The 25,217-nt window shown below is 58.6% G+C and carries 28 protein-coding genes; 12 read left to right on the forward strand and 16 right to left on the reverse strand.

All coding sequences use genetic code 11. The features are described 5' to 3' along the window. Positions 1–45 precede the first annotated feature (45 nt). From M8T91_RS00565 to M8T91_RS00575, 3 genes are all read right to left on the reverse strand, one after another. Complete coding sequence (locus M8T91_RS00565; protein ID WP_301415802.1) at positions 46–2,169, reverse strand: AsmA family protein; 2,124 nt, start codon at positions 2,167–2,169, stop codon at positions 46–48. Between the two features lie 174 nt (positions 2,170–2,343). Then, a complete protein-coding gene (locus M8T91_RS00570; RefSeq protein ID WP_301415803.1) occupies positions 2,344–4,458 on the reverse strand; it encodes a TonB-dependent receptor in 2,115 nt (704 codons plus the stop codon). An 82-nt stretch (positions 4,459–4,540) separates the two neighbouring features. Then, positions 4,541–4,831: a hypothetical protein gene (locus tag M8T91_RS00575; protein ID WP_301415804.1), complete on the reverse strand. Its 291-nt coding sequence runs from the start codon at positions 4,829–4,831 to the stop codon at positions 4,541–4,543. Positions 4,832–4,955: 124 nt separating this feature from the next. Here M8T91_RS00575 and hisB point away from each other — a divergent pair, with 124 nt between their 5' ends. Genes hisB through hisF form a run of 4 tightly spaced genes read left to right on the forward strand, consistent with a single transcriptional unit; the run spans position 4,956 to position 7,740 of the window. Beyond that, positions 4,956–5,543, forward strand: coding sequence for an imidazoleglycerol-phosphate dehydratase HisB (hisB, locus tag M8T91_RS00580; RefSeq protein WP_301415805.1), 588 nt, complete (start codon positions 4,956–4,958; stop codon positions 5,541–5,543). Further along, positions 5,543–6,193, forward strand: coding sequence for an imidazole glycerol phosphate synthase subunit HisH (gene hisH, locus M8T91_RS00585; protein WP_301419158.1), 651 nt, complete (start codon positions 5,543–5,545; stop codon positions 6,191–6,193). Before hisB ends, hisH begins: the two co-directional genes overlap by 1 nt. Positions 6,194–6,247: 54 nt before the next feature. After that, on the forward strand, positions 6,248–6,976 hold the full coding sequence (hisA, locus tag M8T91_RS00590; RefSeq protein WP_301415806.1) for a 1-(5-phosphoribosyl)-5-[(5-phosphoribosylamino)methylideneamino]imidazole-4-carboxamide isomerase: 729 nt from the start codon (positions 6,248–6,250) through the stop codon (positions 6,974–6,976). Positions 6,977–6,978: 2 nt separating this feature from the next. Continuing rightward, entirely contained in the window at positions 6,979–7,740 is a 762-nt protein-coding gene (gene hisF / locus M8T91_RS00595; RefSeq protein WP_301415807.1) for an imidazole glycerol phosphate synthase subunit HisF, read from the forward strand. A gap of 152 nt (positions 7,741–7,892) precedes the next feature. Here hisF and M8T91_RS00600 read toward each other — a convergent pair whose 3' ends face one another. From M8T91_RS00600 to gpmI, 3 genes are all read right to left on the reverse strand, one after another. Continuing rightward, complete coding sequence (locus M8T91_RS00600; protein WP_301415808.1) at positions 7,893–9,251, reverse strand: S41 family peptidase; 1,359 nt, start codon at positions 9,249–9,251, stop codon at positions 7,893–7,895. A 160-nt stretch (positions 9,252–9,411) separates the two neighbouring features. Further along, a complete protein-coding gene (locus M8T91_RS00605) occupies positions 9,412–10,539 on the reverse strand; it encodes a murein hydrolase activator EnvC family protein (RefSeq protein WP_301415809.1) in 1,128 nt (375 codons plus the stop codon). Continuing rightward, a complete protein-coding gene (gene gpmI / locus M8T91_RS00610; protein ID WP_301415810.1) occupies positions 10,539–12,086 on the reverse strand; it encodes a 2,3-bisphosphoglycerate-independent phosphoglycerate mutase in 1,548 nt (515 codons plus the stop codon). Before gpmI ends, M8T91_RS00605 begins: the two co-directional genes overlap by 1 nt. A gap of 226 nt (positions 12,087–12,312) precedes the next feature. Between gpmI and M8T91_RS00615 the strand changes: the two genes are divergently transcribed. From M8T91_RS00615 to smrA, 6 genes are all read left to right on the forward strand, one after another. Continuing rightward, complete coding sequence (locus tag M8T91_RS00615) at positions 12,313–12,729, forward strand: rhodanese-like domain-containing protein (protein WP_301415811.1); 417 nt, start codon at positions 12,313–12,315, stop codon at positions 12,727–12,729. Positions 12,730–12,769: 40 nt separating this feature from the next. Further along, complete coding sequence (grxC, locus tag M8T91_RS00620) at positions 12,770–13,030, forward strand: glutaredoxin 3 (protein WP_301415812.1); 261 nt, start codon at positions 12,770–12,772, stop codon at positions 13,028–13,030. A 158-nt stretch (positions 13,031–13,188) separates the two neighbouring features. Next, positions 13,189–13,686, forward strand: coding sequence for a protein-export chaperone SecB (gene secB, locus M8T91_RS00625; RefSeq protein WP_301415813.1), 498 nt, complete (start codon positions 13,189–13,191; stop codon positions 13,684–13,686). Positions 13,687–13,849: 163 nt separating this feature from the next. Further along, positions 13,850–14,302, forward strand: a complete 453-nt coding sequence (locus M8T91_RS00630; protein ID WP_301415814.1) for an acyl-CoA thioesterase — start codon at positions 13,850–13,852, stop codon at positions 14,300–14,302. Then, entirely contained in the window at positions 14,295–15,158 is an 864-nt protein-coding gene (locus tag M8T91_RS00635; RefSeq protein WP_301415815.1) for an SDR family oxidoreductase, read from the forward strand. The genes M8T91_RS00630 and M8T91_RS00635 overlap by 8 nt, the downstream gene beginning before the upstream one ends. 19 nt (positions 15,159–15,177) lie before the next feature. Beyond that, on the forward strand, positions 15,178–15,765 hold the full coding sequence (gene smrA, locus M8T91_RS00640; protein WP_301415816.1) for a DNA endonuclease SmrA: 588 nt from the start codon (positions 15,178–15,180) through the stop codon (positions 15,763–15,765). A 164-nt stretch (positions 15,766–15,929) separates the two neighbouring features. On the opposite strand, the gene M8T91_RS00645 is transcribed toward smrA, so the two are convergent. Both M8T91_RS00645 and M8T91_RS00650 read right to left on the reverse strand, forming a co-directional pair. After that, complete coding sequence (locus M8T91_RS00645; protein WP_301415817.1) at positions 15,930–16,424, reverse strand: META domain-containing protein; 495 nt, start codon at positions 16,422–16,424, stop codon at positions 15,930–15,932. A 63-nt stretch (positions 16,425–16,487) separates the two neighbouring features. Beyond that, positions 16,488–16,961, reverse strand: a complete 474-nt coding sequence (locus M8T91_RS00650; RefSeq protein WP_301415818.1) for an META domain-containing protein — start codon at positions 16,959–16,961, stop codon at positions 16,488–16,490. A 137-nt stretch (positions 16,962–17,098) separates the two neighbouring features. Between M8T91_RS00650 and M8T91_RS18800 the strand changes: the two genes are divergently transcribed. Together M8T91_RS18800 and M8T91_RS18805 are read left to right on the forward strand one after the other, a co-directional pair. Beyond that, the gene (locus M8T91_RS18800) at positions 17,099–17,335 is read left to right on the forward strand and encodes a pyruvate kinase (protein ID WP_367317731.1); all 237 of its coding nucleotides are present in this window, start codon (positions 17,099–17,101) and stop codon (positions 17,333–17,335) included. Beyond that, the gene (locus M8T91_RS18805; RefSeq protein ID WP_367317732.1) at positions 17,269–17,532 is read left to right on the forward strand and encodes a pyruvate kinase; all 264 of its coding nucleotides are present in this window, start codon (positions 17,269–17,271) and stop codon (positions 17,530–17,532) included. The genes M8T91_RS18800 and M8T91_RS18805 overlap by 67 nt, the downstream gene beginning before the upstream one ends. Positions 17,533–17,558: 26 nt before the next feature. Here the strand turns inward: M8T91_RS18805 and M8T91_RS00655 are convergent, their stop codons facing one another. From M8T91_RS00655 to gshB, 8 genes are all read right to left on the reverse strand, one after another. Then, positions 17,559–18,809, reverse strand: coding sequence for a heme biosynthesis HemY N-terminal domain-containing protein (locus M8T91_RS00655; protein WP_301415819.1), 1,251 nt, complete (start codon positions 18,807–18,809; stop codon positions 17,559–17,561). Continuing rightward, positions 18,806–20,164 (reverse strand): uroporphyrinogen-III C-methyltransferase, encoded by a 1,359-nt coding sequence (locus M8T91_RS00660; protein ID WP_301415820.1) that lies wholly within the window; start codon positions 20,162–20,164, stop codon positions 18,806–18,808. Before M8T91_RS00660 ends, M8T91_RS00655 begins: the two co-directional genes overlap by 4 nt. Before the next feature lie 119 nt (positions 20,165–20,283). Further along, positions 20,284–21,054 (reverse strand): uroporphyrinogen-III synthase, encoded by a 771-nt coding sequence (locus M8T91_RS00665; protein WP_301415821.1) that lies wholly within the window; start codon positions 21,052–21,054, stop codon positions 20,284–20,286. 13 nt (positions 21,055–21,067) lie between these two features. Continuing rightward, positions 21,068–21,985, reverse strand: a complete 918-nt coding sequence (gene hemC / locus M8T91_RS00670) for a hydroxymethylbilane synthase (protein ID WP_301415822.1) — start codon at positions 21,983–21,985, stop codon at positions 21,068–21,070. Positions 21,986–22,066: 81 nt separating this feature from the next. Beyond that, on the reverse strand, positions 22,067–22,498 hold the full coding sequence (ruvX, locus tag M8T91_RS00675; protein ID WP_301415823.1) for a Holliday junction resolvase RuvX: 432 nt from the start codon (positions 22,496–22,498) through the stop codon (positions 22,067–22,069). Positions 22,499–22,530: 32 nt separating this feature from the next. Continuing rightward, on the reverse strand, positions 22,531–23,115 hold the full coding sequence (locus M8T91_RS00680) for a YqgE/AlgH family protein (RefSeq protein ID WP_301415824.1): 585 nt from the start codon (positions 23,113–23,115) through the stop codon (positions 22,531–22,533). Between the two features lie 35 nt (positions 23,116–23,150). After that, positions 23,151–24,059, reverse strand: a complete 909-nt coding sequence (locus M8T91_RS00685; RefSeq protein WP_301415825.1) for an energy transducer TonB — start codon at positions 24,057–24,059, stop codon at positions 23,151–23,153. 100 nt (positions 24,060–24,159) lie between these two features. Beyond that, positions 24,160–25,116, reverse strand: coding sequence for a glutathione synthase (gshB, locus tag M8T91_RS00690; RefSeq protein ID WP_301415826.1), 957 nt, complete (start codon positions 25,114–25,116; stop codon positions 24,160–24,162). Between the last annotated feature and the right edge of the window lie 101 nt (positions 25,117–25,217).

Raw genomic sequence — 25,217 nt, forward strand, 5'->3', positions numbered from 1 at the left:
TGAATACCTGGAATGTGCACCGGGTGTGACCCGGTGCGGTTTCAATCAGCGACCGAAGAGATTTTTCAGTTTTTCTTTCAGTTCGTCGACCTTTTCCTCCACTTTTTCGCCGTATTTCTTTTTGGCTTTGTACTTCAGTTCTTCGCGCAACAAATCGTCCAGGCGGCGGCTGTCGGGTTTGCAGGTGCCGATATCAATATCGTCGAATTGGCCCTTGCATCGCAGTGGCAGTGGGCGATTGCGCAAGCGCGGATTTTTTACCGTACAGCCGTCGGCAGAGGTGTTTTGGCCCACCAGGGAGAGACCTAGAGCGAAATCGAAGTTCTGTCTTTTCAGATTTACCGTGCCGTCTCCGGTCAAGGCAATATTCTCGATGCCCGCGAGTAGATCGCCTACTTTCACCTCCTGACCTTTGATCGTGATCGTAGCCCGCAAATCCTGCAGATGGGTTTTGGCGGGCCAGTCCCGATTCGGCATCGGGGTGTTTTCCGCATAGCTGAAAAGCTGGCACAGGCCCTTCTCCAGATTGAACGGTGCAATGGACAGCTCCCTGCTGGAGAGCACCGCAGAGGCGCGCAGGTTTTGTTGCAGGCTTCTGCTGGTTTTGCCCTTGGTGAGTGCGTCCCAGTTGAGACTGGCCGCGCCGGCCAGCTGCACTTTCCTGTCGGGGAAGAGGGCCTCCTGTACCTTGCCGAGATCCACCCCGGTGAGGCCGCCGTGCACCTGGGCTTCGGCGGACTGCGCGCGCGCGTTGAGTTCACCATTGGTATCGAGTTGGCCGCCGTAAATACTGGCGCTGAGCTTCTGAAGGCGGTAGAGACCGTTGTCCACGGTGAGCTGCAGCTCGGGGCTGACCAGTTGCAGACCGGCGGCGTGCAACTGGTCGAGGGCCAGGCTGATATTGGCGGTAAAGCCGCGCAGGGCGCTGAGGGGCAGGGGCTCTGTGGTAGCCTGCCGGGTCCCTTTTCCAATGCGGGCTGACGCAGCGGGCTGTACCGTGTGGGCCTTGGGGGCGGGCTGAATCTGCTTGGCCGCCCGGGAAGCCTCAGGCGCTTGTGTCTCCCCGGCATTTTCTTCTGGCGGGGAGGGCAGGTAGTTATCCAGGTTAAAAGTTCCGCCGCGCAGGCTCAGGTCGAGGCCCGGCAGTTCGGCATTGCGCACCTGGGCACTGCCACTGAAGGCAGTGCTGTCAAGCCGCAGTTGCAAGGGCGTCAGGTCCAGTTTCTGTTCCGAGCCCTCGATACTGGCCTCGATACTGAGTTTTTGCAGGGCGGTATCGTCACGGGGGGTAAATGCCGTTTCGGTCAACGCCAGCCAGGGGCGCAGGGGGTCAGCACTGGCGTTGAGGTTCATTTGCACCCGCCAGGGCTGATTGCTGTTGTCACGGCGCAAGTAACCGCGCAGGTGTACCGTGGCTCTGGCGCCGTTGTCAGCGGCAAAACCCAGCTGCAGGGGCTGCAGGCGCAGTCCGTTGAGACTTTCATCCAGAGCGAGGGTACTCTCCAGTTGCAGCTTCAAGGGGGCCTGCAGGCTGCTGCCGCGTACCTCGGCGTCGGCGCTGAGCTGTCCTGTCTCGCCCCCGGGAATCAGGTTGTCGGCAGTGACGCGCAAATCTGCCAGTTTGAATTCCCTGCCGGTGCGGGCATCGCGATAGGCGACAAGGCCCTGCTGGATGCGCAGTTTTTCCAGGCTGAATTGTATGCTCTGCTGGGCGGGCTGCTGCGTGTGTTTGGGGATATCCAGTTTGGGGGGCAGCTTGCGCTGTGCTTCCAGCGCCTGGCTGACCCGTTGCCAGTTGCTGCGCCCTTCGCTGTCCACGGAGAATTCGATCTGCGGTGCCACCAGCACAACTTCCCGGGCCTCTATACGGCGCTGCAGAAGGGGTTTGAGGGCGACACCCACGGCGATACGCTCCGCACGCACCAGTGTTTCCCGGGGAAGCTGCAGCGGGGCCAGCTGTACGTCGCTCAGTTGCAGGCCCAGCTGCGGCCAGAGCTGCCAGCTGATATCCCCGTCGAGTTTGAGGGCAATGCCCTGTTTGGCGGCGAGCTTCTCAAATTGGGGCTTGTATTGGTTTACATCGAGGCCCACCAGCAGCCAGGCAACTGCGCCGGCGAGCAGCAGGAAAATGATCAAAAGGGCGATAAAGGTGCGCTTGATCCAGGCCATGGAGAGGGTTGTCCCTGTTTGTTCACATGAGGGCGGGTCGCGTGTGCCGACCGTGCGGATGTTGCGGCGTGGCCCGAGGTTCCCGCGCTCTCTGCAATGAGCTTATGCGGGAAGTGTAGGAGATGCAGCCCCACGGGGCTGAGCGCGCCGCGGGGCCATTGAAGCAGTTGTCTATCAGAAAATAAACCGTACGCCCGCCTCAAAGCTGCGACCTGGAGCTGGCGCAAAGTCCCGCAACAGGGAGGTGGAGTAACGTATTTCCTCATCGAGCAGGTTGTGCGCGCTGGCAAAGAACACCGCATCGCTGCCGCCGATAGTGAAATTGTAATGGGCCTTCAGGTCCATGCGGGTGTAGCCATCGGTGGGTTCTTCAAAGGGGCCAACACGGTCCTGGTCAGCCGCCTGTACCGTGCGCCATTCCCAGCCCCACCGGTCATAGTCCGCACCTAGGGCCAGGCCGGCCCGCAGAGGTGGCATGCGCGGCACATAGGAACTCTCGCCGGCAATGGTGTTGTCAAAGCGGGCACGGACCATATCGCCGAACAGGGTCAGGTAGAGTGTTTCCCGCAGGGGCAGTGTGGCGGACACCTCTGCGCCGTAAAAAGTCGCATCGCGATTGGTGTATTGGTAAACCGGTAACTCCTCTTTGAAATCCTCTGTATTTTTTGCGTAGATGTAGTCACCAATACGGTTGTAAAAAAGACTGGCCTCAAACTGTAAGGCGTGCCAGCCTTTGGCCTGTCCATTGTGGTGGTGATAACCCAGTTCAAAGTTGATTGCAGCCTCTTTGTCCAAGTCGCTATTGCCCAGCACATAGCGGAACTCGGCCAGGTGAGCGCCGTCGGCAAACAATTCCTCTGCTACCGGCGCACGCTCTGAGCGGGTGGCACCGAAACTGAGGTGCTGGTGGTCGGCGAAGAAGTACTGGAGCGTGCTGCTGGCGCTCAGCAGTGAGTAGTCGCGCTCACTGCCGCTTTGCGGGTCGATGTCTACCCGCTCCAGGCGCGCGCCCAAGTCCAGGTGCCAGTTGTCCCAGGCCCGCTCCTTCATCGCGAAGGCACCGGCACTGCGGGTGCGCGAAGGCTGGATAAATGCCTCTTCACCACCCATAGCGGCGAAATCTTTGTCCATAAGTTGCAGCCCGTAGGCGCCGCGCCATTCACCGCCGCTGTCGTGGGTCAGTTCCACGCGTCCCTCCCAGGCCTGGTTGGTAAAGCGGGTGCCGGGCACACCGCCCTCCAGTTCCGTGTGTTCGTAGTCGTTGTAACCGATACGCACGCGCAGCTTGTCCCAGTTATCACTGTCGAAACGGTGCTCCCCTTTCAGGTCGTAGCGGGTCTGCGCCATATCGATACGCACCGCTTCCGGCTCGCCGTGCTCGTCGTGCTCAAGTTCGTCGTGATCCTCGCCCTCGTGGTCCTCTTCATCTTCGTGGTGGTGTTCGTGGGTACCCAGCGGGATGCCATAGTTGTTTTTGAGGCGGTTTACCGATAGGCCCACATAGCCGCTGTCGGTGATCCAGGAGACTCCGCCGCTGTAACTGTGGGCACGGGCATTGGTATTGCCCACAAATCCATTGGTATTGAATTCTTCCTCGTGCTCGTCTTCGCCATGTTCCTCATGTTCCTCATGCGCATCGCCGCGCTCCAGGATAGCGAGGCCGGGAATTTCCGTATCGCCATTTTCCCGGTAGACCCCATCCAGATACCAGGCCAGCTGCCCGGTGCCGCCACCCAAACGAAAGACGGAGGCGTCCAGGCTGTCGGCGGTGTTGTGGCGCAGCTCCAGCGCACCCTCAAGTTCCTGGGGGACTACCGTGGGGATACGTCCGTCGATAACATTCACCACACCGCCGATCGCACCACTGCCGTAGCGCAGGGCGGCGGGGCCGCGCAGGATCTCAATACGCTCAGCCAGTAGGGGTTCGATACTGGCGGCGTGGTCGGAGCTGGTGTTGGAAGCGTCCGCCACATCCAGGTTATCGCTGAGGATCTTTACCCGGTTGGCGCTCTGCCCGCGGATCACGGGCAGTCCCACGCCGCTGCCAAAGGAGGCATTTGCCACTCCGAGCTGGTCCTGAAGAGTCTGGCCCAGTGTGGCGGAGGCGGCACTGCGCAGGGCGTTGCCCGAGAGGATGGAGACCGGCGCTGCCACGGCATCTGCGGGCTTGTCCAGCGGGGATACGGTCACACTGACCTCTTCCAGGGGGGGAGTGTTTTCTTGTGCGGCATAAACTGCAGGTGTGGCGAGGCTGGCGATAGCCAGGGCCAAAGTATTGAATTTGATCATTGGTTTTATTCCTGTCACTGGAGGACACTACCGCACAGGGCAAGGTTTGCCTCCTTCAAGCAAAGTAAGTGGTGAATTTGGATTAGCTGGGTGACAGGAAGGGGGGCGGCGCGCGTGCGCTCTGGCGCTCTGGCTGGCGATTGTGTGGTATTGCCGCAGTGGGCTGGTTTTCGTGGCTTTCAGGCTTTGCCTGAATGGGCGGGAACTCGCTGGCAAGTGCTGCGGGCATCTGCATACAGCACAGGTCACACACCTCTACCTGGCTGTTATCCAGGTGGAAATGTTCCGCCCACAGCGGCTGTGCGGCTACCAGGGCGAGTAGCAGGAACAGGCTGGCCCAGTAATGGGATTTTCGGCGTTTATGACTAACCATGGGCCTATGATATTTGCACGGCGCTGTGAATCAAGTTTCATTTGCCACCGGTGGGCCACAGAAGGTGCTATTCGTCCTATAATTTGCGCCCTTCGTCTTAACGCTCAAAATAGGATCGCCCTCAATGCGCAAGGCAAACGTCACCCGTGACACCCTGGAAACCAAGATACGTGTCAACCTGAATCTGGATGGCCAGGGTCATGGCCAGTTTGTAACGGGGGTCCCCTTTCTTGAGCATATGCTCGATCAAATTGCCCGCCACGGTATGCTTGACTTGGATATCACCTGTGACGGTGATACACATATTGACGATCACCATACCGTGGAGGATATCGGGATCACCTTCGGCAAGGCCATTGCCGAGGCGCTGGGGGACAAGAGAGGCATTACCCGCTACGGCCACAGCTATGTGCCCCTGGATGAGGCCCTCTCCAGGGTGGTGATCGACTTTTCCGGGCGTCCCGGTCTGGTGATGGAGGTCCCTTTTACCCAGAGACGTATTGGTCATTTCGACACGGAACTGTTTTACGAATTTTTCCAGGGGTTTGTAAACCACGCCCTGGTGACGGTACATATCGACTGTCTGCGTGGCCACAATGCTCACCACCAAGTGGAAACGGTGTTTAAGGCCTTTGGCCGCGCCCTGCGCATGGCGCTGGCCCCAGATCCGCGTATGGCGGGTACCATGCCCTCTACCAAGGGGGTGTTGTGATGGGGAAAGTTGCGGTACTCGATTACGGCATGGGCAACCTGCACTCGGTGGCCAGTGCCCTGAATCAGGTGGCGCCGGATAGCGAGGTGGTACTGGCAACCACTCCGGAGCAGGCTCAAAGTGCTGGGCACCTGCTGGTGCCCGGCGTGGGGGCCATTCGCGACTGTATGGCGGGATTCGAGGCGGCGGGTTTTGCCCCCCTGTTGAAAGAAGCCATCTCCGCCGGTGTTCCGGTGCTGGGCATCTGTGTGGGCATGCAAATCATGATGCGCCACAGCGAGGAAAATAACGGGGTCGATTGCCTGGATATTTTTTCACAGCCGGTAAAATTTTTTGGCGGCGATCTGCCGGAGCTTCCGCAAGGGCGGCATTTCAAGATCCCGCATATGGGTTGGAACTGTGTGCAGCAAACCTGCAAACACCCTCTGTGGCAGGGTATTGTCGACCGCAGTCGCTTCTATTTTGTCCACAGTTATTATGTGCCCGCTGTCGATAACTCGGAGGTGGCGGGGCAAACGGAATACGGAATCCCCCTGGCTGCTGCTTTGGCGCGGGGAAATATCTTTGCCACCCAGTTCCATCCGGAAAAAAGTGCCCGAGATGGTCTGCAACTGCTGAGCAACTTTGTCAACTGGGATGGCCGCACCTGACCACCACGGCTTTTTTCAGACCACCAACAACGACTGCAGATATAAAGACAGAACATGATTGTAATTCCCGCGATTGACTTGAAGGACGGCCAGTGCGTGCGCCTGCGCCAGGGTGAAATGGACCGTGCCACGGTGTTTTCTGACGATCCCCTGGCCACCGCCCGGCACTGGGTGCAGCAAGGGGCACGGCGTTTACACCTTGTGGACCTGAATGGTGCCTTTGCCGGTAACCCGGTCAATGAAGAGGCTGTCACCGCTATTGCCAGCGAATTCCCGGATCTGCCGGTGCAGATTGGCGGTGGCATCCGCAGCTTGCACACCATAGAGCAGTACCTGAATGCCGGGGTCAACTGGGCCATTATCGGCACTGCCGCGGTGAAGAATCCGCAATTGGTACAAGAGGCCTGCCGCGAGTTTGAGGGGCACATTATTGTTGGCCTCGATGCCAAAGATGGCCTGGTGGCCACCGAGGGGTGGGCCGAGTTATCCGGACTGCAGGCCAGTGAACTGGCCAGGCGTTTTGCCGATTCCGGTGTCAGCTCGATCGTGTACACGGATATTGCCCGCGATGGCATGATGCAGGGTGTCAATATCAAGGCCACCCTGGAAGTGGCGCAGGCAGTGCAGGTGCCCGTCATCGCCTCCGGCGGTATCGGCAGCCTCGGGGATATCCAGCAACTGCTGGATGCCGGGGGTATCTACGGTGCGATTACCGGTCGTGCACTCTATGAAGGCGAGCTCAACCTGGGCGAGGCGCAGCGACTCTGCAGTCGGGGGGAATAACAGTGGCGCTGACGAAACGTATAATCCCCTGTCTCGACGTCGATGCGGGTCGTGTGGTCAAAGGGGTGAACTTTGTCAATATCCGCGATGCCGGTGACCCGGTGGAAATCGCCCGCCGCTACAATGAGGCCGGCGCCGATGAACTCACCTTCCTGGATATTACTGCCACTCACGAGCGGCGCGATACCCTTCTGCACACAGTGGAGAAGATAGCCCGCGAAATCTTTATTCCACTGACAGTTGGCGGTGGGGTTCGCACCTTGCAGGATATCCGCAATCTGCTCAATGCCGGCGCGGACAAAACCGCGATTAATTCTGCTGCGGTGCGCAATCCCGAATTTGTGCGCGAGGCTGCCGAGCGCTTCGGCAGCCAGTGTGTGGTGGTTGCTATCGATGCCAAACAGGTGGGCGACAACCGCTGGGAGACCTTCACCCATGGCGGTCGCCAGCCCACCGGGATTGATGCGGTGGCCTGGGCTGGGCAGATGGCGCGCTTTGGTGCCGGGGAGATACTGCTTACCAGTATGGACCGGGATGGCACCAAAAACGGTTTCGATTTGGCGCTGACCCGTGCGGTCTCCGAGGCAGTGCCCGTGCCGGTGATCGCCTCCGGTGGTGTGGGCAATCTGGATCATCTGGTGGAGGGTGTATTGTCTGGCGGTGCGGATGCCGTGTTGGCAGCGAGTATCTTTCACTTTGGCCGATACAGTATCGCTGAGGCCAAAGCGTTTATGCGGAACGCCGGTATAGCAGTGCGACTGTAATCCCGCCGCCCGCGGGGAGTGGCCACCGGGGCTTTTTTTCTGCTTGCCGGGTATATTCTGGTGTGTGGCAGAGGGCGTTGGGCGGCGCCCCGAACTCGCTGTGGTGCCGCTGGGTGCCTGAGCACGCAAGTGGCAGGGCTGTGGCGCGCCTGTTACAACCTTTCTTCTGCGCGGGCAATACGCGCGCGCAGTCCTCTGTCCCTGTGTGCGTAGAGATTCAGGCCCTTGAGCAGGTTGAGCGCCTCAAAGATCTGATTGTCGCGGTCCAGCCAGTTATCGAATGCTTTTTGGGTGCGTGCGCGCGCTTCGGCATTGCGATCGGCACCGCCATTGCCATTGTCCAGGTGTCTGGCCAGATCTGCCTCAGTCGGGTGTGCCGCCTCCTCCAAACGGGTCACTTTAACTCGCTCTACGATGATATCGGGGGTGATACCCTGGGCCTGGATAGAGCGGCCATTGGGAGTGTAATAGAGGGCGGTGGTCAGTTTGATAGCGCGCTCACTGTTGATGGGAATCACAGTCTGTACCGAGCCCTTGCCGAAGCTGCCAGTCCCCATGATCACTGCGCGGCGGTGATCCTGCAGGGCACCGGCGACGATTTCCGCCGCCGAGGCGGAGCCGGCATTGATCAGCACCACCAGCGGCGTGCCTTCGGTCAGATCGCCGGGTTCGGCAGAGTAACTCAGGCTGGCGGCCTCACTGCGACCCTCTGTGTAGACGACCAGGCCCTCTTCCAGGAAGGCATCGGCCACTTCCACCGAAGATTGCAGCACACCGCCGGGATTGTTGCGCAGGTCGATAATCAGACCTTTGAGCTTGCCTTTGTCTTGCAGTTTGATCAGTGCTTCCGCCACATCCGTACCGGTATCCAGTTGGAACTGGCTGATACGCACATAGCCGTAGCCCTCGTCGAGGATCCTGCTGCGCACACTGCGCACGCGCACGGTATCCCGTTTGAGGGTGATGTCAAAAGGCGCTTTGTGGCCCTTGCGCGCGATCGTCAGAGTGACGCTGGTGCCTTTGGGGCCGCGCATCCATTCCACCGCTTCGTCGAGACTGACGCCTTTGGTGGATTTCCCGGACAGGCGCAGGATCACGTCACCGGCCTTGAGGCCGGCCCGAGAAGCAGGAGTATCATCCATCGGGGTCACAACGGTGATGCGGTCGTTCTCGATGCCCACTTCAATGCCGAGACCGGCAAACTCACCGGTGGTATTGGCTTGCAGGTCATCGAAGGAGCGGCGATCCAGATAGGAGGAATGCGGGTCCAGGCCCTGCAGCATGCCTTTGATGGCGTACTCCAGCAGGGTGCGGTCATCCACTTCCTCGATATAGCCTTGGCGAATTTGCTCGAAGACCTTGGCGAAGCTGCGCAGATCCTCAAGAGGCAGGCGTGCCGCGTTATCGGCAGTGCTCTTGTTCTGTGTTTCGCTCTCACACAGACCCAGTAAAGGCAGAATGGTGAGGGTGGCCGCACCGAGAAACCTGGTCAGCGCCTTGGGGGTGGACATATTGTTGTGACCTCTGCCTTGTTTTTTCGCCGCTTTGCGAAAGTGTAGACTGCAGGCGTTGGCGGGGATTCTAAGTGGGCGCCAAATTCTACTGTGCTAGGGGATTAGTCGCAGTGTGTCCAACTGCCTTACAGGGCGCTTCGAGCACACCGAGTGCAGGTCAGCTGCGACACCAACTGGCGGGGTCCAGAGTCTTGCCGAGGTGGCGGATTTCGAAGTAGAGGGCGCTGTGGCTGTTACCACCACTGTTGCCTACCCGGGCAATGGTGTCACCGCTTTCCACCCATTCCCCAAGACTGCGGGTGAGGGACCGGTTGTGGGCATAGAGGCTCATATAGCCATTGCCGTGATCGAGAATCACCAGCATGCCCTGGCCGCGCAAATAGTCCGAAAACACGACGCGGCCCCGGTGTATGGCACGAACAGGCTCGCCCTCGGCGGCGCGGATGGTGACCCCTTTCCAGGTAATGCCGTTGGTGCGGCGGCCGCCAAACGCATTGGTGCGACGCCCTGCAACCGGCCAGCGCATTCTGCCGCGCTGGCGCGCAAATGGCTTTTGCTCACCGGGGCCGACCAGAGAGGCAATGGCGCGGCCCACCTCGTCGATCAGCTTCTGCAGGCGCGCGCGGTCGCCCTGTAGCTGTTTTAACTCGCCATTGCCATCGGCGAGCCTTGCCACCAGTTTGTCCAGAGTGCGTTTGCGGTTTTGCTGGGCACTGTGCAGCCTGCGCTGGCGTTCCTGCAACTGCGTGCGCTTTGCACCCAAAGTCGCCTGCGCGCGCTCGATGTCACTGGCCACTGTTTTGAGGGCGGCGAGGGTTTGCAGATAGGTGTCGATAATACGGGTGCGTTCTTGGAGGAAGTAGTCGTGGTAACGAAGTTGGCGGGCGATATTCTGTGGGTCTTGCTGGTTGAGGAGGAGCTTGATCTGTTCCTGCCGGCCCAGTCGGTAAGCGGCGGCGATCTCCTGCTCGACCCGCCGCTGCATACTTCGTCGGGTCTCCTGCAGTTGTAACTGCTCACGCTGGAGTTCGCGCAGCTTGTCCGAGCGAGTGCGCAGCTCTCGCTTGATCTGATCAATGCGATGATGGAGTCCGGAGATGCTTTTTTCGTTTTCTTCCAGGTCCTTGAGCAACTGGTCACGCTGGTCACGCACCTGGTTGAGTTCCTGTTGCAGGGATTCGATGTGCCGCTTGATTTCCGCGAGGCGTGCCTGTTGATCTCCCTGTGCCTGGCTCCAGGCGGGCAGTGACAGCAGGGTGATCAGAAAGAGAGTGAGGGTTTTCATCAGTCCATTTTTACCAGGCTGCGGCCAGTCATTTCCGCCGGCTGTGGCAGACCCATCAACGCTAACATGGTTGGCGCTACATCCGCCAGACTGCCGCCATCACACAGTTGTACATTGCGTGTGCCGATATAGACAAACGGTACAGGCAGGGTGGAGTGCTGGGTGCTCACCTGTCCCGAGTCAGTGTCGAACATCACCTCTACATTGCCATGGTCGGCGGTGATGAGCACCTCGCCACCGGCAGCCAGGGTCGCATCCACAACTCGACCAATACAGTGATCGAGGGCTTCTACCGCCTTCACTGCGGCTTCGAAGACGCCGGTGTGACCCACCATATCGCCATTGGCATAGTTACAGATAATGGCGTCGATTCCCCCACTCTGGATGGCCGCCACCAGTTTGTCGGTCACTTCCGGTGCGCTCATTTCCGGCTGCAGGTCGTAGGTAGCCACATTCGGGGATTTGATCAGTTCGCGGGTCTCGCCGGGGTAGGGCGTCTCGCGACCGCCACTGAAAAAGAAAGTCACGTGGGCGTACTTTTCCGTCTCTGCGATTCGCAGCTGGGTTTTACCCCGGTCGGAAAGGTATTCGCCCAGGGAGTTCTCCAGAGTCTCCGGCGGGAAGGCGCAACTGGTATGGATATCAGTGGCGTATTCGGTGGTCATCACGAAGTCCGCCAGTGCCGGTCTGGTTTTGCGCTTGAAACCGCTGAAGTCTTTGTCGGTAAAGGCACGGGTCAGCTGGCGCGCGCGGTCCGGGCGGAAATTCATAAAGATCAGCGCATCACCAGCGTTGATGGGGGCCGGTTCACCGATACGTGTGGGGGCGACAAACTCATCGTTCTCACCGCGCGTATAGGCGGCGGTTAGCCCCGCCAGGGCATCGCTGGCCTCGTGCTCTGCAGTACCCAGGGTCAGCATGTCGTAGACCGATTCAGTGCGCTCCCAGCGCTGATCGCGGTCCATGGCATAGTAGCGCCCGGCCAGGGTGGCCAGGCGGGCATTGCCGAGGGTGTCGCAGACCTGCATCAGGCGGGCAACAGACGACTCGGCACTGCGCGGCGGTGTATCGCGGCCATCGAGGAAGGCGTGCACGTAAATGGATCGGGCACCGCGCTGGGCGGCCAGGGTCACCATGGCGACGATGTGGTCCTCGTGGCTGTGCACACCGCCCTCTGAAAGCAGGCCCATAATATGTACGGCGCCTTGGTTGGCAATGGCCTTGTCAACCGCTCTGGTATAGGCGCTGTTGCGAAAGAATTCGCCGTCCTTGATGGCCTTATTGATGCGGGTGTAACTCTGGTAGACCACACGGCCCGCACCCAGGGTCATATGGCCCACTTCGGAGTTACCCATTTGACCATCCGGTAGACCCACAGCCATACCCGAGGTCTGGAGCAGCGTCTTGGGGCGGTTTGCCCAGAGATTGTCCCACACTGGCGTATGCGCGGCGTGAATCGCATTGTGCCGGGGGTTGTCGCTGTGGCCGAAGCCGTCCAGAATCAGCAGGACCAGAGGGCGTTTTTGCGAGGCTTGCGAAACGGCCATAGCAACGGGTTTCCTGTTCCAAAAATTTGTACTGTGGGCGCGGATTTTAACCTGTTAGGACCCCCTTTCACTATGTCAATTTGCACAAGTATGGCTTTGTAGAGTCTATGCGAGGGCAGCGGCAACACCATTTAGCTGGTTAGAATTTCGCCAGAATCGTGTATACTCCCGCCACCCTTGGCGCTGGCGCGCCATATCGATAACCACTAAGGATTTTGGGGGCGAAGTGGATTTTTTCGTCTTTTTGAGTGAACAGTGGCTGCTGGTCGGCCTGCTTGTGGCTCTGCTCTATACGTTGGCTATCAGTGAGCGCTACCGGGCTGGTGTGCCGGTATCCCTGCATGAGGTGACCAGGCTGATTAACAGTGACGGGGCCCGGGTGCTGGATGTGCGTGACCGCAATGAATTTATTGCCGGTCATATCGTCGACGCCGTGCATATTCCCCATGGAGAGCTTTCCGACCGCCTCGGCGAACTGGTGCCTTTGAAGGACAAGGTCGTGATTGTAGCGGACAAATTGGGCCAACACGCGGGCCCTGCGGGGCGTCTGTTGAAACAAAAGGGCTTCCAGGTGCGCCGCCTCCAGGGTGGCATGAGCGAGTGGAGCAACCAAAACCTGCCTCTAGTCAAGGGCCAGGGCTAGGATGACCCATGGCATTAATGACATTCGATGAAATTTAGTAATGCAGGAAGTAGTCATCTATACAACCCGCTTCTGTCCCTATTGCATCCGGGCCAAGCGATTGCTGAGCGACAAGGGTGTGGCCTATCGTGAGATCGCTGTGGATAACAAACCGGGCCTGCGTGCACAAATGGCGGCCCTGGCCGGGCGACGCTCGGTGCCACAGATCTGGATCGGTGATTATCATGTGGGCGGTTGCGATGAGTTGATGGCACTTGCACGAGGGCACAAGCTCGACGACCTGCTTTCCGCCGCCAGTTGACGAAGGCTGGCGCCGGCGGCCACTCGCGGCCGCCGGTGTTTGCTTATTATCCAATCCGGGGCTTGAAACGGTATTTGTAGGCCCCATCTGGAGGCTTACTTACGGGGTCTTTCTCATGGAAGGCATCAATAATTTTTTTATAAAGAACAGGCGGTAACATGGCTGAAGAACTAAATGGCGCGGCGGCAAATGCAGAGGCTCCGAAAGTACAATTCGCGATGCAACGTATCTACCTGAAAGACCTCTCTTTTGAGACGCCAATGGGTGTAGAGGTGTTCAAAAAGCAGTGGAAACCACAGGTTAACCAGGAGTTGAATACCAAGACTGCCAAGATTGATGAAGATCTGTACGAAGTGGCACTGACCCTCACTATTACCGTCAAACTGGAGGAGGAGACTGCCTTTCTGGTGGAGGTGAAGCAGGCCGGCCTGTTTGGTATCAAAGGGTTGGAGGGCCAGCAACTGGCTCAGGCGCTAAATACTGCCTGTCCTCAAATCCTGTTCCCCTACGCCCGTGAGGTGATCGACAACGCCGTTGTCAAGGGCTCTTTCCCGGCTTTGATGCTGCCGCCGGTCAACTTCGATGCACTGTTCGCAACGGCTTTGAACCAGGCGCAAAAACAGGCCGAGGGTGCCCAGGCGCAAGCGGATGCTTAGTGGTTGCCCGCATGATAAAAAGGCCCCTCCGGGGCCTTTTTTTATCCCCGTTGTTCTCTTTTAATCAGAGGACAAGCCAATGGAATACCGTCTTCGCTGCCTGGGCTTTACGATCAAGCGTGTGGCCGGTAAATAATTGCTGATAGTCAGTCGGGAGTTGCCTGTGCAATGGGATTTACCGAACCCCTTCATCCGAAAAGTGCTTGTGGGTGCACACCATGTTGATGGTCTGCATCATGCCAACAACGCTGAATATGTGCATTGGTGTGAGGCCACTGCCTGGGCCCACAGCACAGCACTGGGTCTGGATGTCACGAATTATCAGGAACTCGACCGCGGAATGGCCATCCGTCAAAGTGAGTATGATTATATACTGGCGGCGAGAGAGGGGGATGAACTGATATTTGGCACTTGGTTAACTGATGTGGACGGGTGTCTGAAGGTGATTCGCCGCTTTCAGGTCTTTCGTGCCGCCGATGGGGCTGAGGTATTGCGGGCCCGGTGGCGGATGGTGTGCATCGAGCTGTCCACTGGCAGGCCGAAGCGCATGCCGGCGATCTTCAAGAAAATCTACGGTTCCGCAGTGACTGACCGGGAGGCTGAGAAAAGTGAGTGAAGAGTTTATTACCCTGACTGAGAACACAGGGACCCTGAGGGATAAGACTATTTTTATCACGGGTGCCAGCCGTGGCATAGGGCGCGCCATAGCGCTCAAGTGTGCTGCCGACGGTGCTAATATCGTGATTGCCGCCAAGTCCGCACAGCCCCATCCCAAGCTGCCGGGTACCATCTACTCGGTGGCTCAGGAAGTGGAAAATGCCGGGGGTAAGGCCCTTGCCCTGCAGGTGGATGTACGCGATGCACAGCGGGTAGAGGAAGCGATGGTAGAGACTGCGGATAAGTTTGGTGGTATCGACGCGGTGGTCAATAATGCCGGCGCGATCAGCCTGACCAACGTGGCCTCCACTCCCCCCAAGCGCTATGACCTGATGCAGAGCATCAACAGCCGCGCGGTGTACCTGACTGCACACCTGGCGCTGCCCTATTTAAAAAAATCGGGCAGCGCGCATATCCTCAGCCTGTGCCCGCCACTGAATCTTCAGCCCAAATGGCTGGGCCCTTTTGCCCCCTATGCGCTGTCAAAATTCGGAATGACGATCCTGAGCCTGGGCCTGGCGGAGGAGCTGCGCGAGGCCGGTGTCAGTGTGGCCACACTGTGGCCGCGCACCCTGGTGGCCACCGCTGCTATTGAATTTGCTGTGGGCAACCGCGAGATGTTTGAGCAGAGCCGCAAGCCCGCGATTATGGCGGATGCCGCCTACGAGGTACTGGCCACAAAAGACGCCGCACTCACAGGGCGCCAATTGATTGATGAAGAATTACTGGCAGAACGGGGGGTCAGGGATTTCACTGACTATGCCCATAATCCGGCCAACGCGGACAGTTTGACCCGGGATTTGTTTCTCGATTGAAGCCGGCAGGAGGTATTGTGTGAGCAGCGACAGCAAACTGTTCAAAGACGCCCTCGGAGAGCTTGGGGGTGTCAGGCCCTTGGTGCAGGAGCGCTGTGTCGCGCTGCGCAGGGAAGATATGCCCACGGCATTGGTGTCGCGGGAGCGCCGCGCTGCCGCCACTCGCCAGGCCGGGTGCGAAATGAACCCCCTCTCGGGCGAGTATCTCGAACTGGTGGTCCCCTGGGATCCGCTGGCATTCAAGCGTGACGGGGTGCAAAACGGAGTGTATCGCAATTTGCGCCTGGGCAAATACACGGTGGATGCACGCCTCGATCTACACCGCCACTCCGTGGAGATGGCGCGCGTTGCCGTAGTGGAATTCGTGCGGGACTGTATCGAGGCAGATGTGCGCTGTGCTCTGATTACTCACGGCAAAGGCGAGGGCCGCAGGCAGCCGGGCCTGTTGAAGAGCTGTATCAATCACTGGTTGCCCCAATTGGAAGAAGTCCTGGCTTTTCACAGTGCCCAGAAGTGGCATGGTGGTATGGGTGCTACCTACCTGCTGCTGCGCAAAAGCGCACGCAAGCGGCAGGAGAACCTGGAAAGACATTCGCGGCGCCGTTAGGCTTTTCCCTGACATTTGTTTGTCACTTTTGCCGATTAAGATACTTGGGCAAGACTCCCTTTATGCGCTTGCTTCTCTTTATTGTTATCTCTCGATTGTGTATTGACGACCCACTGGGTCGTTTTTTTTGGGCTGTTGCCCGCGCGCAAAGCCGATAGCGTAACCTAGCGCATCGTGTCCCGGACGCGATCGAATTCGAGCAGTGTGGACTCGTCGCTGTTGCGCAGGATCAATTGATCGCCCATCACTTCGAGAAAACGGGTATTTCGCAGTGCCCTTAAGTAATCGGTTTCCAACGCATCACTGGGGTAGATTTTGCCCATGCGCGAAATGTCCGGTGGGAGCGGCCAGGACAGCTCGCCATGGCCTGCAAGAGAGAATCGGCCCAGATAGGGATTGATACCGCCACTGCCACGCACATACCCGAAGCGGTCACAGGTAAAGAAGGGGCGGTCCCGCCAAAACTTTCTCCACAGAAGCTGGTACTGGTAGGTGTGCTCGCCATCCACCATATTTGAAAGAACCCAGGCGTGATCGCATGCGGACCAGTCGGACTGCCCGAGAGCCTGTGCTGGATGGTCAGTGGTCATACACCCCGACAATAAAAGGGAGAGTGCAATGGGGAGGATAAGTTGCAGGCGCTTCGAGTATTGTGGCATAGAGGCGCTCTTATTTTTTAACAGCATTAAACCACGAAAACAACCTGTTGTCTGTGCGTGTGTTCAAGGCCCGACATTGACATATTCTATGTAGATATCACCCGATACATTGCGCAGTATCAGGCGTTTGCCCCGGGATTTTGTAAATGCCTGGCGTGTGCCGGCCAGTGCACGCAAGTAGGTGTTTTCCTGTTGTAGCAGTACCTCCGGACCGCTCATCTTGGTAGAGGCGAAGCTGGAGGTATCCCACAGAAGCTGGCCGTTGTCGGTAACCTGTAATACGCCACGGTAGGTATTGATGCCACTGCGGCCCACTACGTTGCCGTCGCGGTTACACACGAAGGTGAAATTTGCAAGTCCTTGCACCGAAATGGCGGCGCCGTTGATCCGAAGGCGCACAAGTTGCCACTTCTTGCCGCAGACTGTGCTCATATTACCTGCCGACTGGACGACCCTGGCTTCTTCCACACCACTTGTCAAGCATCCACCAATAGCCAGCAGGGTTCCCAGTAGCCACAGTTGCACCAACCTGCGCATCGGCGATTGACTCCTTTATCGCTGACTCTGCCCCCGGTTTCCTTAGCTTAGTTGTTGCGCGCAACGGCGAGTCGATAAGGGTGACAAGCTATGTTCCCACTGTGACGGGAAAAATTACCAAAAGAAGACTGTTTGGCATGAACAGACGCACAAAAATTGTCGCCACGTTCGGGCCTGCCAGCGATAGGGCAGAGACCCTTTGTCAACTGATTGCGGCGGGCGTTGATTGGGTACTCTTCAATTTTTCCCATGGTGACCCCGTGGACCACCGCCGTCGTGTGGAGTCTGTCCGGGCAGAGGCGCCACGTTGCCCTGCTGGGAGATTTGCAAGGGGCCAAAAATTCGGATCGGTAAATTTACCAATGGGCGTGTAGACCATGAACACGGGACGGACTTTGTGTTGGACCCGGTCTGGCCTGTAGAGCGTGGCAGTGCCGAAAGGGTCTCGGTGGATTTTCCCGCGCTAGCCAGGGACTGCCATGTAGGCGACTGCCTGTTACTGGATGATGGACGCCTCACGCTGTGGAGAGCAATTTTTTCGGTACAGATAAAAAGGTCACGATGCGCTTAATGGGTTGGAGCTGCGGGAGCGGGCAATTAGGCGTGCGCACCTAGCAGGGGCGTATCCCGGCTGGGCATTGGCAATTGTGGCAGATCGTTGACAGCCTGCATCAACCCCTCCTCATACAGTTGTGCGGCTTTGTCTTTTTCTCCCAGTGCCTGGAGCAGGCGTGCCAGTTCCGCGGAGGTAACCGGGTCCTGGCGCAGCAGCAGACTCTTCTCAAAATACTGCTGGGCCCTGCCCCACAATTCGTTGCGCAGGCTCAAACGGCCGAGGCAAGTCAGCAGGTCAGCGCTTTCGCCATACTCCTTGAGCCAGCCTTCGGCGCTGGAAAGCTGTGCAGCGGGATTGACCCCTGTCAGGCGGCCGTACAGGTCGCCCAGCTCTGCACTCCATTCCCGGTTAAGCAGCCAGCGCAAATGTTTCTCCGCTTCGGTGTCCTCACCAACCTGATGAAGTAGTGTCGCGTAGCGGCTGCGCAATGACATATTGCGTTGCCAGCGTCCGTTCAGACTGTGCCAGATACGCTGTAGCCTGTCTCTGTCGTTGCGATTGGCTGCCTCGTCCAGCTGGTGTTGATAGATCTGCAATTCCAGCTGCTGTAACTCGTCATCGCTCATACCGGCGTGCTTTTCCAGCTCCGGCAGGAGCTCGCGCAGGCTGCTCCAGTCCCTCAGCAGGTAGTACGCTTGTCTGAGAAGCTGTAACAGAGCCGGGTGTTTGGGTTCCAGTTGCTTGGCGCGCTTCAGACTGGCGATGCACTGTTCATAGTGCTTGTCCTGCAGTTGCATACGCGCTTGGTTTAGGGCCACGGCGAGATGGGTTTCTTCACCGCAGGCCTCAGCTTTCGCCAAAAGCTCATTGGCCTCTTCGCGAAAGCCCAGTTCAAAAGCACTGCGTGCGGCTGCCAGGTAATTGATCAGCGGAGCTTCTGAGCGTGGGGCACTTTTCAACAGTTGACGCCGAGCGCGAGACCAGTTGCCCTCCATAAATTCCACCAGTCCGTTGGTGAGGCGCCGGCGTGCCACGCGCTGGCGGCCAAAGCGCAGGCGGTCAACACTGCCCCTGATCGCGCGAATCAGGCTGAGTATCAGCCAGACCGCCAGGAACAGGGTGAACAGTATTGTCAGCAATGCAACGAAGGCAAACCAGAGGTTCATTTCGTAGCCCTTATTGAGCTCGCCGCCAAACCCAATGACCAGGAAGCCTGGGTAATTGTTACTGACCTGTGGAAACAGGGCGCCCAGTAGCAGCAGTACCAGGGCTGCAAAAAGAATTTTCCTCACTGGGTACCCTCTCCCTGCGTATTGTCACTTTGGTCTGAGGTTGTGTGCAGTTGCTCAATGTAATTGTTCAGTGCCACCTGTGAGGCATTCAGGTTGGGCATCTGCGCCTGGATGCGCTCTTCGCTGAGTTCGGCCAGTTGCTGGGCGAGGGCGTCGCGGTGCGGGTTGGGCGTGCCATAGGTGAGCAGTAGTTCACGGGCACTGTTCAGGGCATCCTTGTATACCGTGGTATCGCCGCGCAGCAGTGCCAGTTGGGCCTGCTCCATATCCAGGCGCAGGGTTTGGCGGAAACGCACCTCGCTTTGTGGAGAGAGCATGACTGGGTTGATATCGCCATCAATGGGACGCACTGAATCTCGCAGGAAGCGGATAAATTTCTGCCAGCCCCGCTGCCAGGAGGGTTGGGTTACCCCTTCGGGTTGTGGCTCCTCCTCCTGCCCCTCCGGCTGGGGGTGGGTCATGTCAAACTCCGGCTGGATTCGGGCGCGGATCAGCGCGCCTTCCAAAGCGCGCAGACGCAGGAAGAGCCCCTCGCGGTCGATATCTTGCACCAGCTTGAGCGCGGTAATATCTTGGGCCAGCTGCTGGCGCACACCATACAGATCCGGCAGGTCCACTTCTCGCAGGATACTGTCCACTTCCTCCACCAGTCCCAGAGCGGCACGGCTGTCATCCTCAAGTATCAGGCGTTGATTGGCCATGCGCAGCAGATAACTGGCTTCAGCCAGCTGCCAATCCTTTCGGGTCACATTGCCCAACTCGCTCAAGCGGTTGCCCTGGGCAGTGATACTGCGCTGCAAACCGGCCAGCTGTTGTTGCAGTTCTTCGATAGTACGGGCCTGTGACTCTATCTGGCTGCTCAGGTCGGCATCCGCCTGTTGAGGCTGGCTGGCTTGCTGGTCCGGGGTCGGGGCTGCCAGTTGTGAGGATGGCGGGGGCGATTGTGCACCATCCGGCTCGGGTCCCCCCCCGGGCTCTGCTTGCGGTGGCTGTTCGATCGGGGCTGCGGGCGCACGGGTGGCGTCTGCCGGCTGCCGGGTATTTGCGGCACTCTGGGTTGGTCCAGCCTGGTTGGCGGGCGGGAGATGCTGATGGCCGCTGATGTGAATGCGCAGCTGCGGCCAACTGAACCAGGCAAAGGCAATCAGGGCAATCAGCAGCAGAAAGAACACCAGCCACCACCAGTAACCGCTCCCTTTTCCGGCCCTGCTGGCGGGGTCTGGTAACTTCTTGCCAGCGGGGTTTTCCTGTGCCGATCTGGTGGAGTTGCTTTTGTGCTCTGCCCTGTCGGCACACTCACCGGCGGGCGCGGTGTTTTTTGCAGGGGGGCTGTTCTTGGTCTTTTTGTCGGTCATGGCATAACAGCGCAGATGGAAATTGTCGTCAAATTATAGCGAGTGGCGCCAACCTTTATAGGAAGGGTGGCGCCCTTTTAAGACTTTCATCCCAATACGGCGGAGAATTCGATAGCAATTCAATCCAGAGCGCTGCGCAGTGCGGCCAGCATGGCCTTGTCACTGGCATTCTGAGCACTGTGGGGGTGCTTGAAACCCAGTGCGCGTGCCTGTTTGGCGACCCGCGCACTGGGGCAGACTAGCGCAGCGTGTCGCAATTGCCCTCGCGCGGATTGCACAATACAGTGTGCCAAGTTTGCCAGGGATTCACCACTGTGCACACTGATGGCATCCGGGGTTGCCGGATACTTTGCCAGTGCATCCGGGGCGCAGGGGGGCAGCGTGCGCCGGTATAGTGCGCAATAGGTCACCCGGGCGCCGCGGGCGCGAAGGGTATTGCCAATCAGGCTGCGCCCACCAATTCCGCAGAAGATCAGGATACGGTGACCGGTCACCTGTTGCAGGGATGGCAGGGTGAGCAGGTCTTCGGATGTCATGTGCCCTCTGTTTTGCTCGCAGGGAATACCACGCGCCTGTAGCGCTTTTGCCGTTGCGCTGCCAATCGCGTAATAGTGCGGCCCCTGGGGTAATTGCGGCCAGTAGTCCTCCAGCCAATCCACACCGTGATGGACGGCATTCTGGGATACAAAGATCGCTTCTTGCACCTGATCAAAACTGAGAATGCGGCTTTTGATGGCTTGCAGTGCACTGGCCTCCCGGAGAGGTTTGATGGCCAGCATGGGGATATTGTCGACCTGCGCGCCAGCTGCCTGCAGTTGTGCACACCAGTTGGCGGACTGGTGAGTTGGGCGTGTTGTGAGTATGCGCTTGCCGTACAGTGAACCTGGCATGTCGTTATCAATCTCAGAGGGCCGCGAGTATTTTGTCGGCGCCGTCGGCCAACAGCTGCTTCGCCAATTGTGTGCCGAGCATCTCTCCATTGATGGCAGCACCGCAGCACTCTGCCCGTATCAGCGTAGAACCGTCCGGGCTGCCCACCAGGCCGCGCAGCCAAAGAATTTCATTCTGCAACTCGGCGTAGCATCCGATGGGTACTTGACAGCCGCCGTTGAGGTGTTTGACCAGTGCGCGCTCGGCACTGAGGCGCGCGGCGGTTTTGGCACAGTGCAGAGGCTGCAGCAGGGCTTCCAGGGCTTTGTCACGGCGGGATTCAATGCCCACTGCGCCCTGGCCGCCTGCGGGTAACAGTGTATCGGTGGGCAGGTAGCTGCGGATGCGCTCACGCATGCCCAAACGCAGCAGGCCGGCCGCCGCAAGAATAATGGCGTGGTAATCCCCTGCATCGAGCTTTCCCAGTCGAGTATTGACGTTGCCGCGCAGGAATTGGATCCGCAGGTCCGGACGGCGCGCCAGTAGCTGGCACTGTCGTCGCAAGCTTGAGGTACCCACTACGGCGCCCTCGGGTAGCTCTTCGAGGCTGGTGTAGCGGTTGCTGACAAAGACATCGCGGGGATCTTCACGGGCGCAGATCACAGGCAGGTGCAATCCTGCGGGAAATTCCATCGGGACATCCTTCATGGAATGTACGGCGATGTCCGCGCGACCCGCCAGCATGGCCACCTCCAGTTCTTTCACGAAAAGCCCCTTGCCCCCAACCTTGGCCAGAGGAATATCCAGAACCTGATCGCCACGACTGGTGAGGGGCAAGAGTTCAATCTGTAGGCCCGGGTGCTCCCCTTGCAGGCGGTCTTTTACGTAATTGGCCTGCCAGAGTGCCAGGGCGCTCTTACGCGTGGCGATGCGGATACGGGAAATGGGCATTCTGTTCGATCATTTGTTTGAGTGGTGGGGCAATTCTACCAAATGGAGGGATATCGTGGCTTTTATAGGCAAAGGGAAATATCAGTTTGGAAACTGCTGTGCGCGCAGCCAGTCTTCCAGAATAATGCGCGCGGCGATTGAGTCCACCGGATCCCTGGCGTAATTGCCGCGGTGACCGCGCCCATGGGCCTCTTCCTTTGCGGTGCGGGTACTGAGGCGCTCGTCGATAAAGGCCACCGGCAGCCCGGTGCGCCCGTGCAGGCGTTGGCCGAATTTGCGTGCGCGGGCACTCAGTACACTCTCGCTGCCATCCATATTCAGGGGCAGACCCACCAGCAGGTAGTGGGGTTGCCACTCTGCAATAAGACGCTGCACGCTTTCCCAATCCGGTTTGCCGTCCCTTGCCGGCAGGGGGGGCAGTTCCCTGGCGCTTGCGGTTAGGCTCTGGCCAAACGCGAGGCCGATGGAGCAGGTACCGAAGTCGAAGGCCAGGGCTGTAATGGGTTTACTCATGGGGCGGATATTTTTGGGTTGGTGTGCGCTGGCTAAGCGTGACCGGTCTGTGAGCCGAGACCGGACAGATTGATACCATGGCGCGCGGCAGCATTCTGCCAGCGTTTCTCAATTGGCGTGGCGAACAGGATCTCCGGTTCTGCCGGCAGCGTCAGCCAGGCGTTGTCAACCAGTTCCTGTTCCAGTTGCCCGGGTTCCCAACCTGCGTAGCCAAGCGCGAGCAGTACGTCATCGGGGCCGTGCCCGCCGGCGAGGGATTCGAGAATATCCTTGGAGGCGGTGAGGCTGATTTCCGCATTGATCTCAGTTGTTGAGTCAAACTGAATACCCGCCCCGTGCAGGACAAAGCCCTGTTCCGGGGAGATGGGGCCGCCCAGCAGCACCGCCTCACCACCGCGCTGGCTGGAGTCTTGCAAGGACAACTGTTCGAATACCTCTTTCCAGTGGACCTTGCTGGGGGCATTAACCACGATACCCATGGCCCCCTCATTACTGTGTTCCACAAGCAGCGCTACGGTCTGCTTGAAGCGGGGATCCTCCATGCCGGGCATGGCCAGCAGGAACTGGCCGCGCAGGCTGCCGTGGGTCAAGTCACTGTCGATGTTCGATCTGGGCATAGCGTGATTTTAGGTCGGCTAAGTGAAAGGCAAGTTTAGCCCCGCTTGGGCGGGTCACTTGCAGAGGTGGAAAATCCGGTCATCTCAAAACGCCAGGTACGTATAATTTCCAGTCTGTCGACCTCCTTGCGGATCTGCGCTGGAAAGGGCGCAAAGGGTGCCGCGAGGTGCATGATCTGTTGGGCCGCATCATCGAGAATGCGCTCGCCGGAAGATTCTAGTATGACCACTTCCTCCACTGCGCCGCTGGGCAGCAGGCGCACCATCATTCGCAGGCTGCCGGTAATCTGTTGCTGCAGAGCTTCCTCGGGAAAGTTGTCGCTGCCCACGGCCTCCACCTTCTGTCGCCATTCGTGCAGATAAGCCGCGTCTGCAGAGGCTTTGGTCGCCACTGAGGTGAGGCGCCTCACCCTTGGTCGCTGGGCAATGGTTTGCCGGATTTTATCCAGGCGCGCCTGCAGGCTGGTAATTTTCGGATTGGTTCGGTCCAGGTCACTGGGGGCATCGCCGCGCTTTTCTTCAGAGCGCTTGTCCTCTGCGGGCAGCTCTGGCGCCTGTAGCGGGCTGTTGCCAATGGTGGTGACCAACTGGCGCCGCTGGTCTGCCGGGCGCTTTGTCTGTTGCTGCGGCAGTGGATTTACATCGTGAATCTGTGTATCGGCAAACTCCGCGCGGCGGTTGCTGGACAGCTCTTTGGGAGTATCGGCGATGCCGCTGGCCTGCTGGTTGTGCTGGGCCAGGTAGTCAGCATCCACCGGTGTTTGTGCCGAGCGGTGCTGGGCCAGGGTTACCTCCAGCGTGGGGGATGACTGCCAGCCCTCGGGTGCGGTAAAAGCCACACCGAAAATAACCAGGGCGTGGATAGCGCCGGCGAGAAACAGGGAGAATACAAAGCGCTCGCGCTGGGTAGCGTCAAATGGTGCCGTATTGGCGGTGGAGTTCATCTTGTGCGGTCTTTACTATCTGTTGCGCCAAGCCCTTTAACCGGTAGTCTGTGGCCCACTGATCGGCAAGCGACCAGGGTTGCATTCGAAGCGCCCCAGTTTACCCTGTTTGTGCCAAGCGAAGTGTGATCGCGTGCATTAGTCGCATGCCGATCTTGGTGTCATAGGCTGCATCGATTTCGCGCACACAGGTTGGGCTGGTGACATTGATTTCGGTGAGGTAATCCCCGATGACGTCCAGACCGACAAACAGCAGTCCTCTCTCTTTCAGCGTGGGTGCGACCTGCTCGACAATCCACCGATCGCGATCATTTAGTGGGCGCGCTTCACCGCGTCCACCTGCGGCCAGATTGCCACGGGTTTCTCCGCCTACAGGAATGCGTGCAAGACAATAGGGAACCGCCTGTCCATCAATGACCAGAATACGTTTGTCGCCATCCTTGATTTCTGGGATATAGCGCTGCGCCATAATTTGCCGGCGACCGTGTCCGGTGAGCATCTCCAGTATTGCCCCGAGATTGGCACCGTCGGGTTTGCAATGAAAAACTCCCGCGCCTCCCATACCGTCCAGGGGTTTGAAGATAACGTCCCTGTGTGTCTGGTGAAACATCCGCAACTTGGGCATATCCCGGCTTACCAGTACTGGCGGGGAGCACTGTGGGAAACTGGTTGCGAAAATTTTTTCGTTGCAGTCGCGCAGGGACTGGGGCTTGTTGACGACCAGTGTGCCCTCGCGCTCTGCCGCTTCGAGGATGTAAGTGGAATAGATATATTCGTTATCAAAAGGGGGGTCGACACGCATCAAGAAGGTGTCCAACTCCCCTAGAAGTACCTCCCTGGGCTCGTCCAGGGCAAACCAGCGCTCGGTGTCATCAAAAACCCGCAGTGGCCGTCCGCTGCCGGTGGCGCGACCATTATCCAGGTACAGATCGGTCTGTTCGAAATAAAACAGCTGGAAACCACTGTCTTGTGCGGCCTGTAACAGTGCAAGTGTTGTATCTTTTTTAACATTGATCTGGGCGATGGGGTCCATCACTACACCGAGGGAGTAATTCATAGGGGTTTCCGTTTCTGGCGGGATAGCGCTACCCCGCGCTGTGGTGGTTGTGGCTCAGTGTAGGCTGCCGCTTCCGACTTTGTAGGGTGGATACGGTAAAA

The sequence above is a fragment of the Microbulbifer sp. MI-G genome, from assembly GCF_030440425.1.
Classification (GTDB): Bacteria; Pseudomonadota; Gammaproteobacteria; order Pseudomonadales; family Cellvibrionaceae; genus Microbulbifer; species Microbulbifer spongiae.

What these genes read in the sequence shown, in the direction of transcription:
- M8T91_RS00565 (WP_301415802.1), bottom strand. Translation starts at nt 2,169, where the DNA reads ATGGCCTGGATCAAGCGCACCTTTATCGCCCTTTTGATCATTTTCCTG.
- M8T91_RS00570 (WP_301415803.1), bottom strand. Translation starts at nt 4,458, where the DNA reads ATGATCAAATTCAATACTTTGGCCCTGGCTATCGCCAGCCTCGCCACA.
- M8T91_RS00575 (WP_301415804.1), bottom strand. Translation starts at nt 4,831, where the DNA reads ATGGTTAGTCATAAACGCCGAAAATCCCATTACTGGGCCAGCCTGTTC.
- hisB (WP_301415805.1), top strand. Translation starts at nt 4,956, where the DNA reads ATGCGCAAGGCAAACGTCACCCGTGACACCCTGGAAACCAAGATACGT.
- hisH (WP_301419158.1), top strand. Translation starts at nt 5,543, where the DNA reads ATGGGGAAAGTTGCGGTACTCGATTACGGCATGGGCAACCTGCACTCG.
- hisA (WP_301415806.1), top strand. Translation starts at nt 6,248, where the DNA reads ATGATTGTAATTCCCGCGATTGACTTGAAGGACGGCCAGTGCGTGCGC.
- M8T91_RS00600 (WP_301415808.1), bottom strand. Translation starts at nt 9,251, where the DNA reads ATGTCCACCCCCAAGGCGCTGACCAGGTTTCTCGGTGCGGCCACCCTC.
- M8T91_RS00605 (WP_301415809.1), bottom strand. Translation starts at nt 10,539, where the DNA reads ATGAAAACCCTCACTCTCTTTCTGATCACCCTGCTGTCACTGCCCGCC.
- gpmI (WP_301415810.1), bottom strand. Translation starts at nt 12,086, where the DNA reads ATGGCCGTTTCGCAAGCCTCGCAAAAACGCCCTCTGGTCCTGCTGATT.
- grxC (WP_301415812.1), top strand. Translation starts at nt 12,770, where the DNA reads ATGCAGGAAGTAGTCATCTATACAACCCGCTTCTGTCCCTATTGCATC.
- secB (WP_301415813.1), top strand. Translation starts at nt 13,189, where the DNA reads ATGGCTGAAGAACTAAATGGCGCGGCGGCAAATGCAGAGGCTCCGAAA.
- M8T91_RS00645 (WP_301415817.1), bottom strand. Translation starts at nt 16,424, where the DNA reads ATGCCACAATACTCGAAGCGCCTGCAACTTATCCTCCCCATTGCACTC.
- M8T91_RS00650 (WP_301415818.1), bottom strand. Translation starts at nt 16,961, where the DNA reads ATGCGCAGGTTGGTGCAACTGTGGCTACTGGGAACCCTGCTGGCTATT.
- M8T91_RS18800 (WP_367317731.1), top strand. Translation starts at nt 17,099, where the DNA reads ATGAACAGACGCACAAAAATTGTCGCCACGTTCGGGCCTGCCAGCGAT.
- M8T91_RS00660 (WP_301415820.1), bottom strand. Translation starts at nt 20,164, where the DNA reads ATGACCGACAAAAAGACCAAGAACAGCCCCCCTGCAAAAAACACCGCG.
- M8T91_RS00665 (WP_301415821.1), bottom strand. Translation starts at nt 21,054, where the DNA reads ATGCCAGGTTCACTGTACGGCAAGCGCATACTCACAACACGCCCAACT.
- hemC (WP_301415822.1), bottom strand. Translation starts at nt 21,985, where the DNA reads ATGCCCATTTCCCGTATCCGCATCGCCACGCGTAAGAGCGCCCTGGCA.
- ruvX (WP_301415823.1), bottom strand. Translation starts at nt 22,498, where the DNA reads ATGAGTAAACCCATTACAGCCCTGGCCTTCGACTTCGGTACCTGCTCC.
- M8T91_RS00680 (WP_301415824.1), bottom strand. Translation starts at nt 23,115, where the DNA reads ATGCCCAGATCGAACATCGACAGTGACTTGACCCACGGCAGCCTGCGC.
- M8T91_RS00685 (WP_301415825.1), bottom strand. Translation starts at nt 24,059, where the DNA reads ATGAACTCCACCGCCAATACGGCACCATTTGACGCTACCCAGCGCGAG.
- gshB (WP_301415826.1), bottom strand. Translation starts at nt 25,116, where the DNA reads ATGAATTACTCCCTCGGTGTAGTGATGGACCCCATCGCCCAGATCAAT.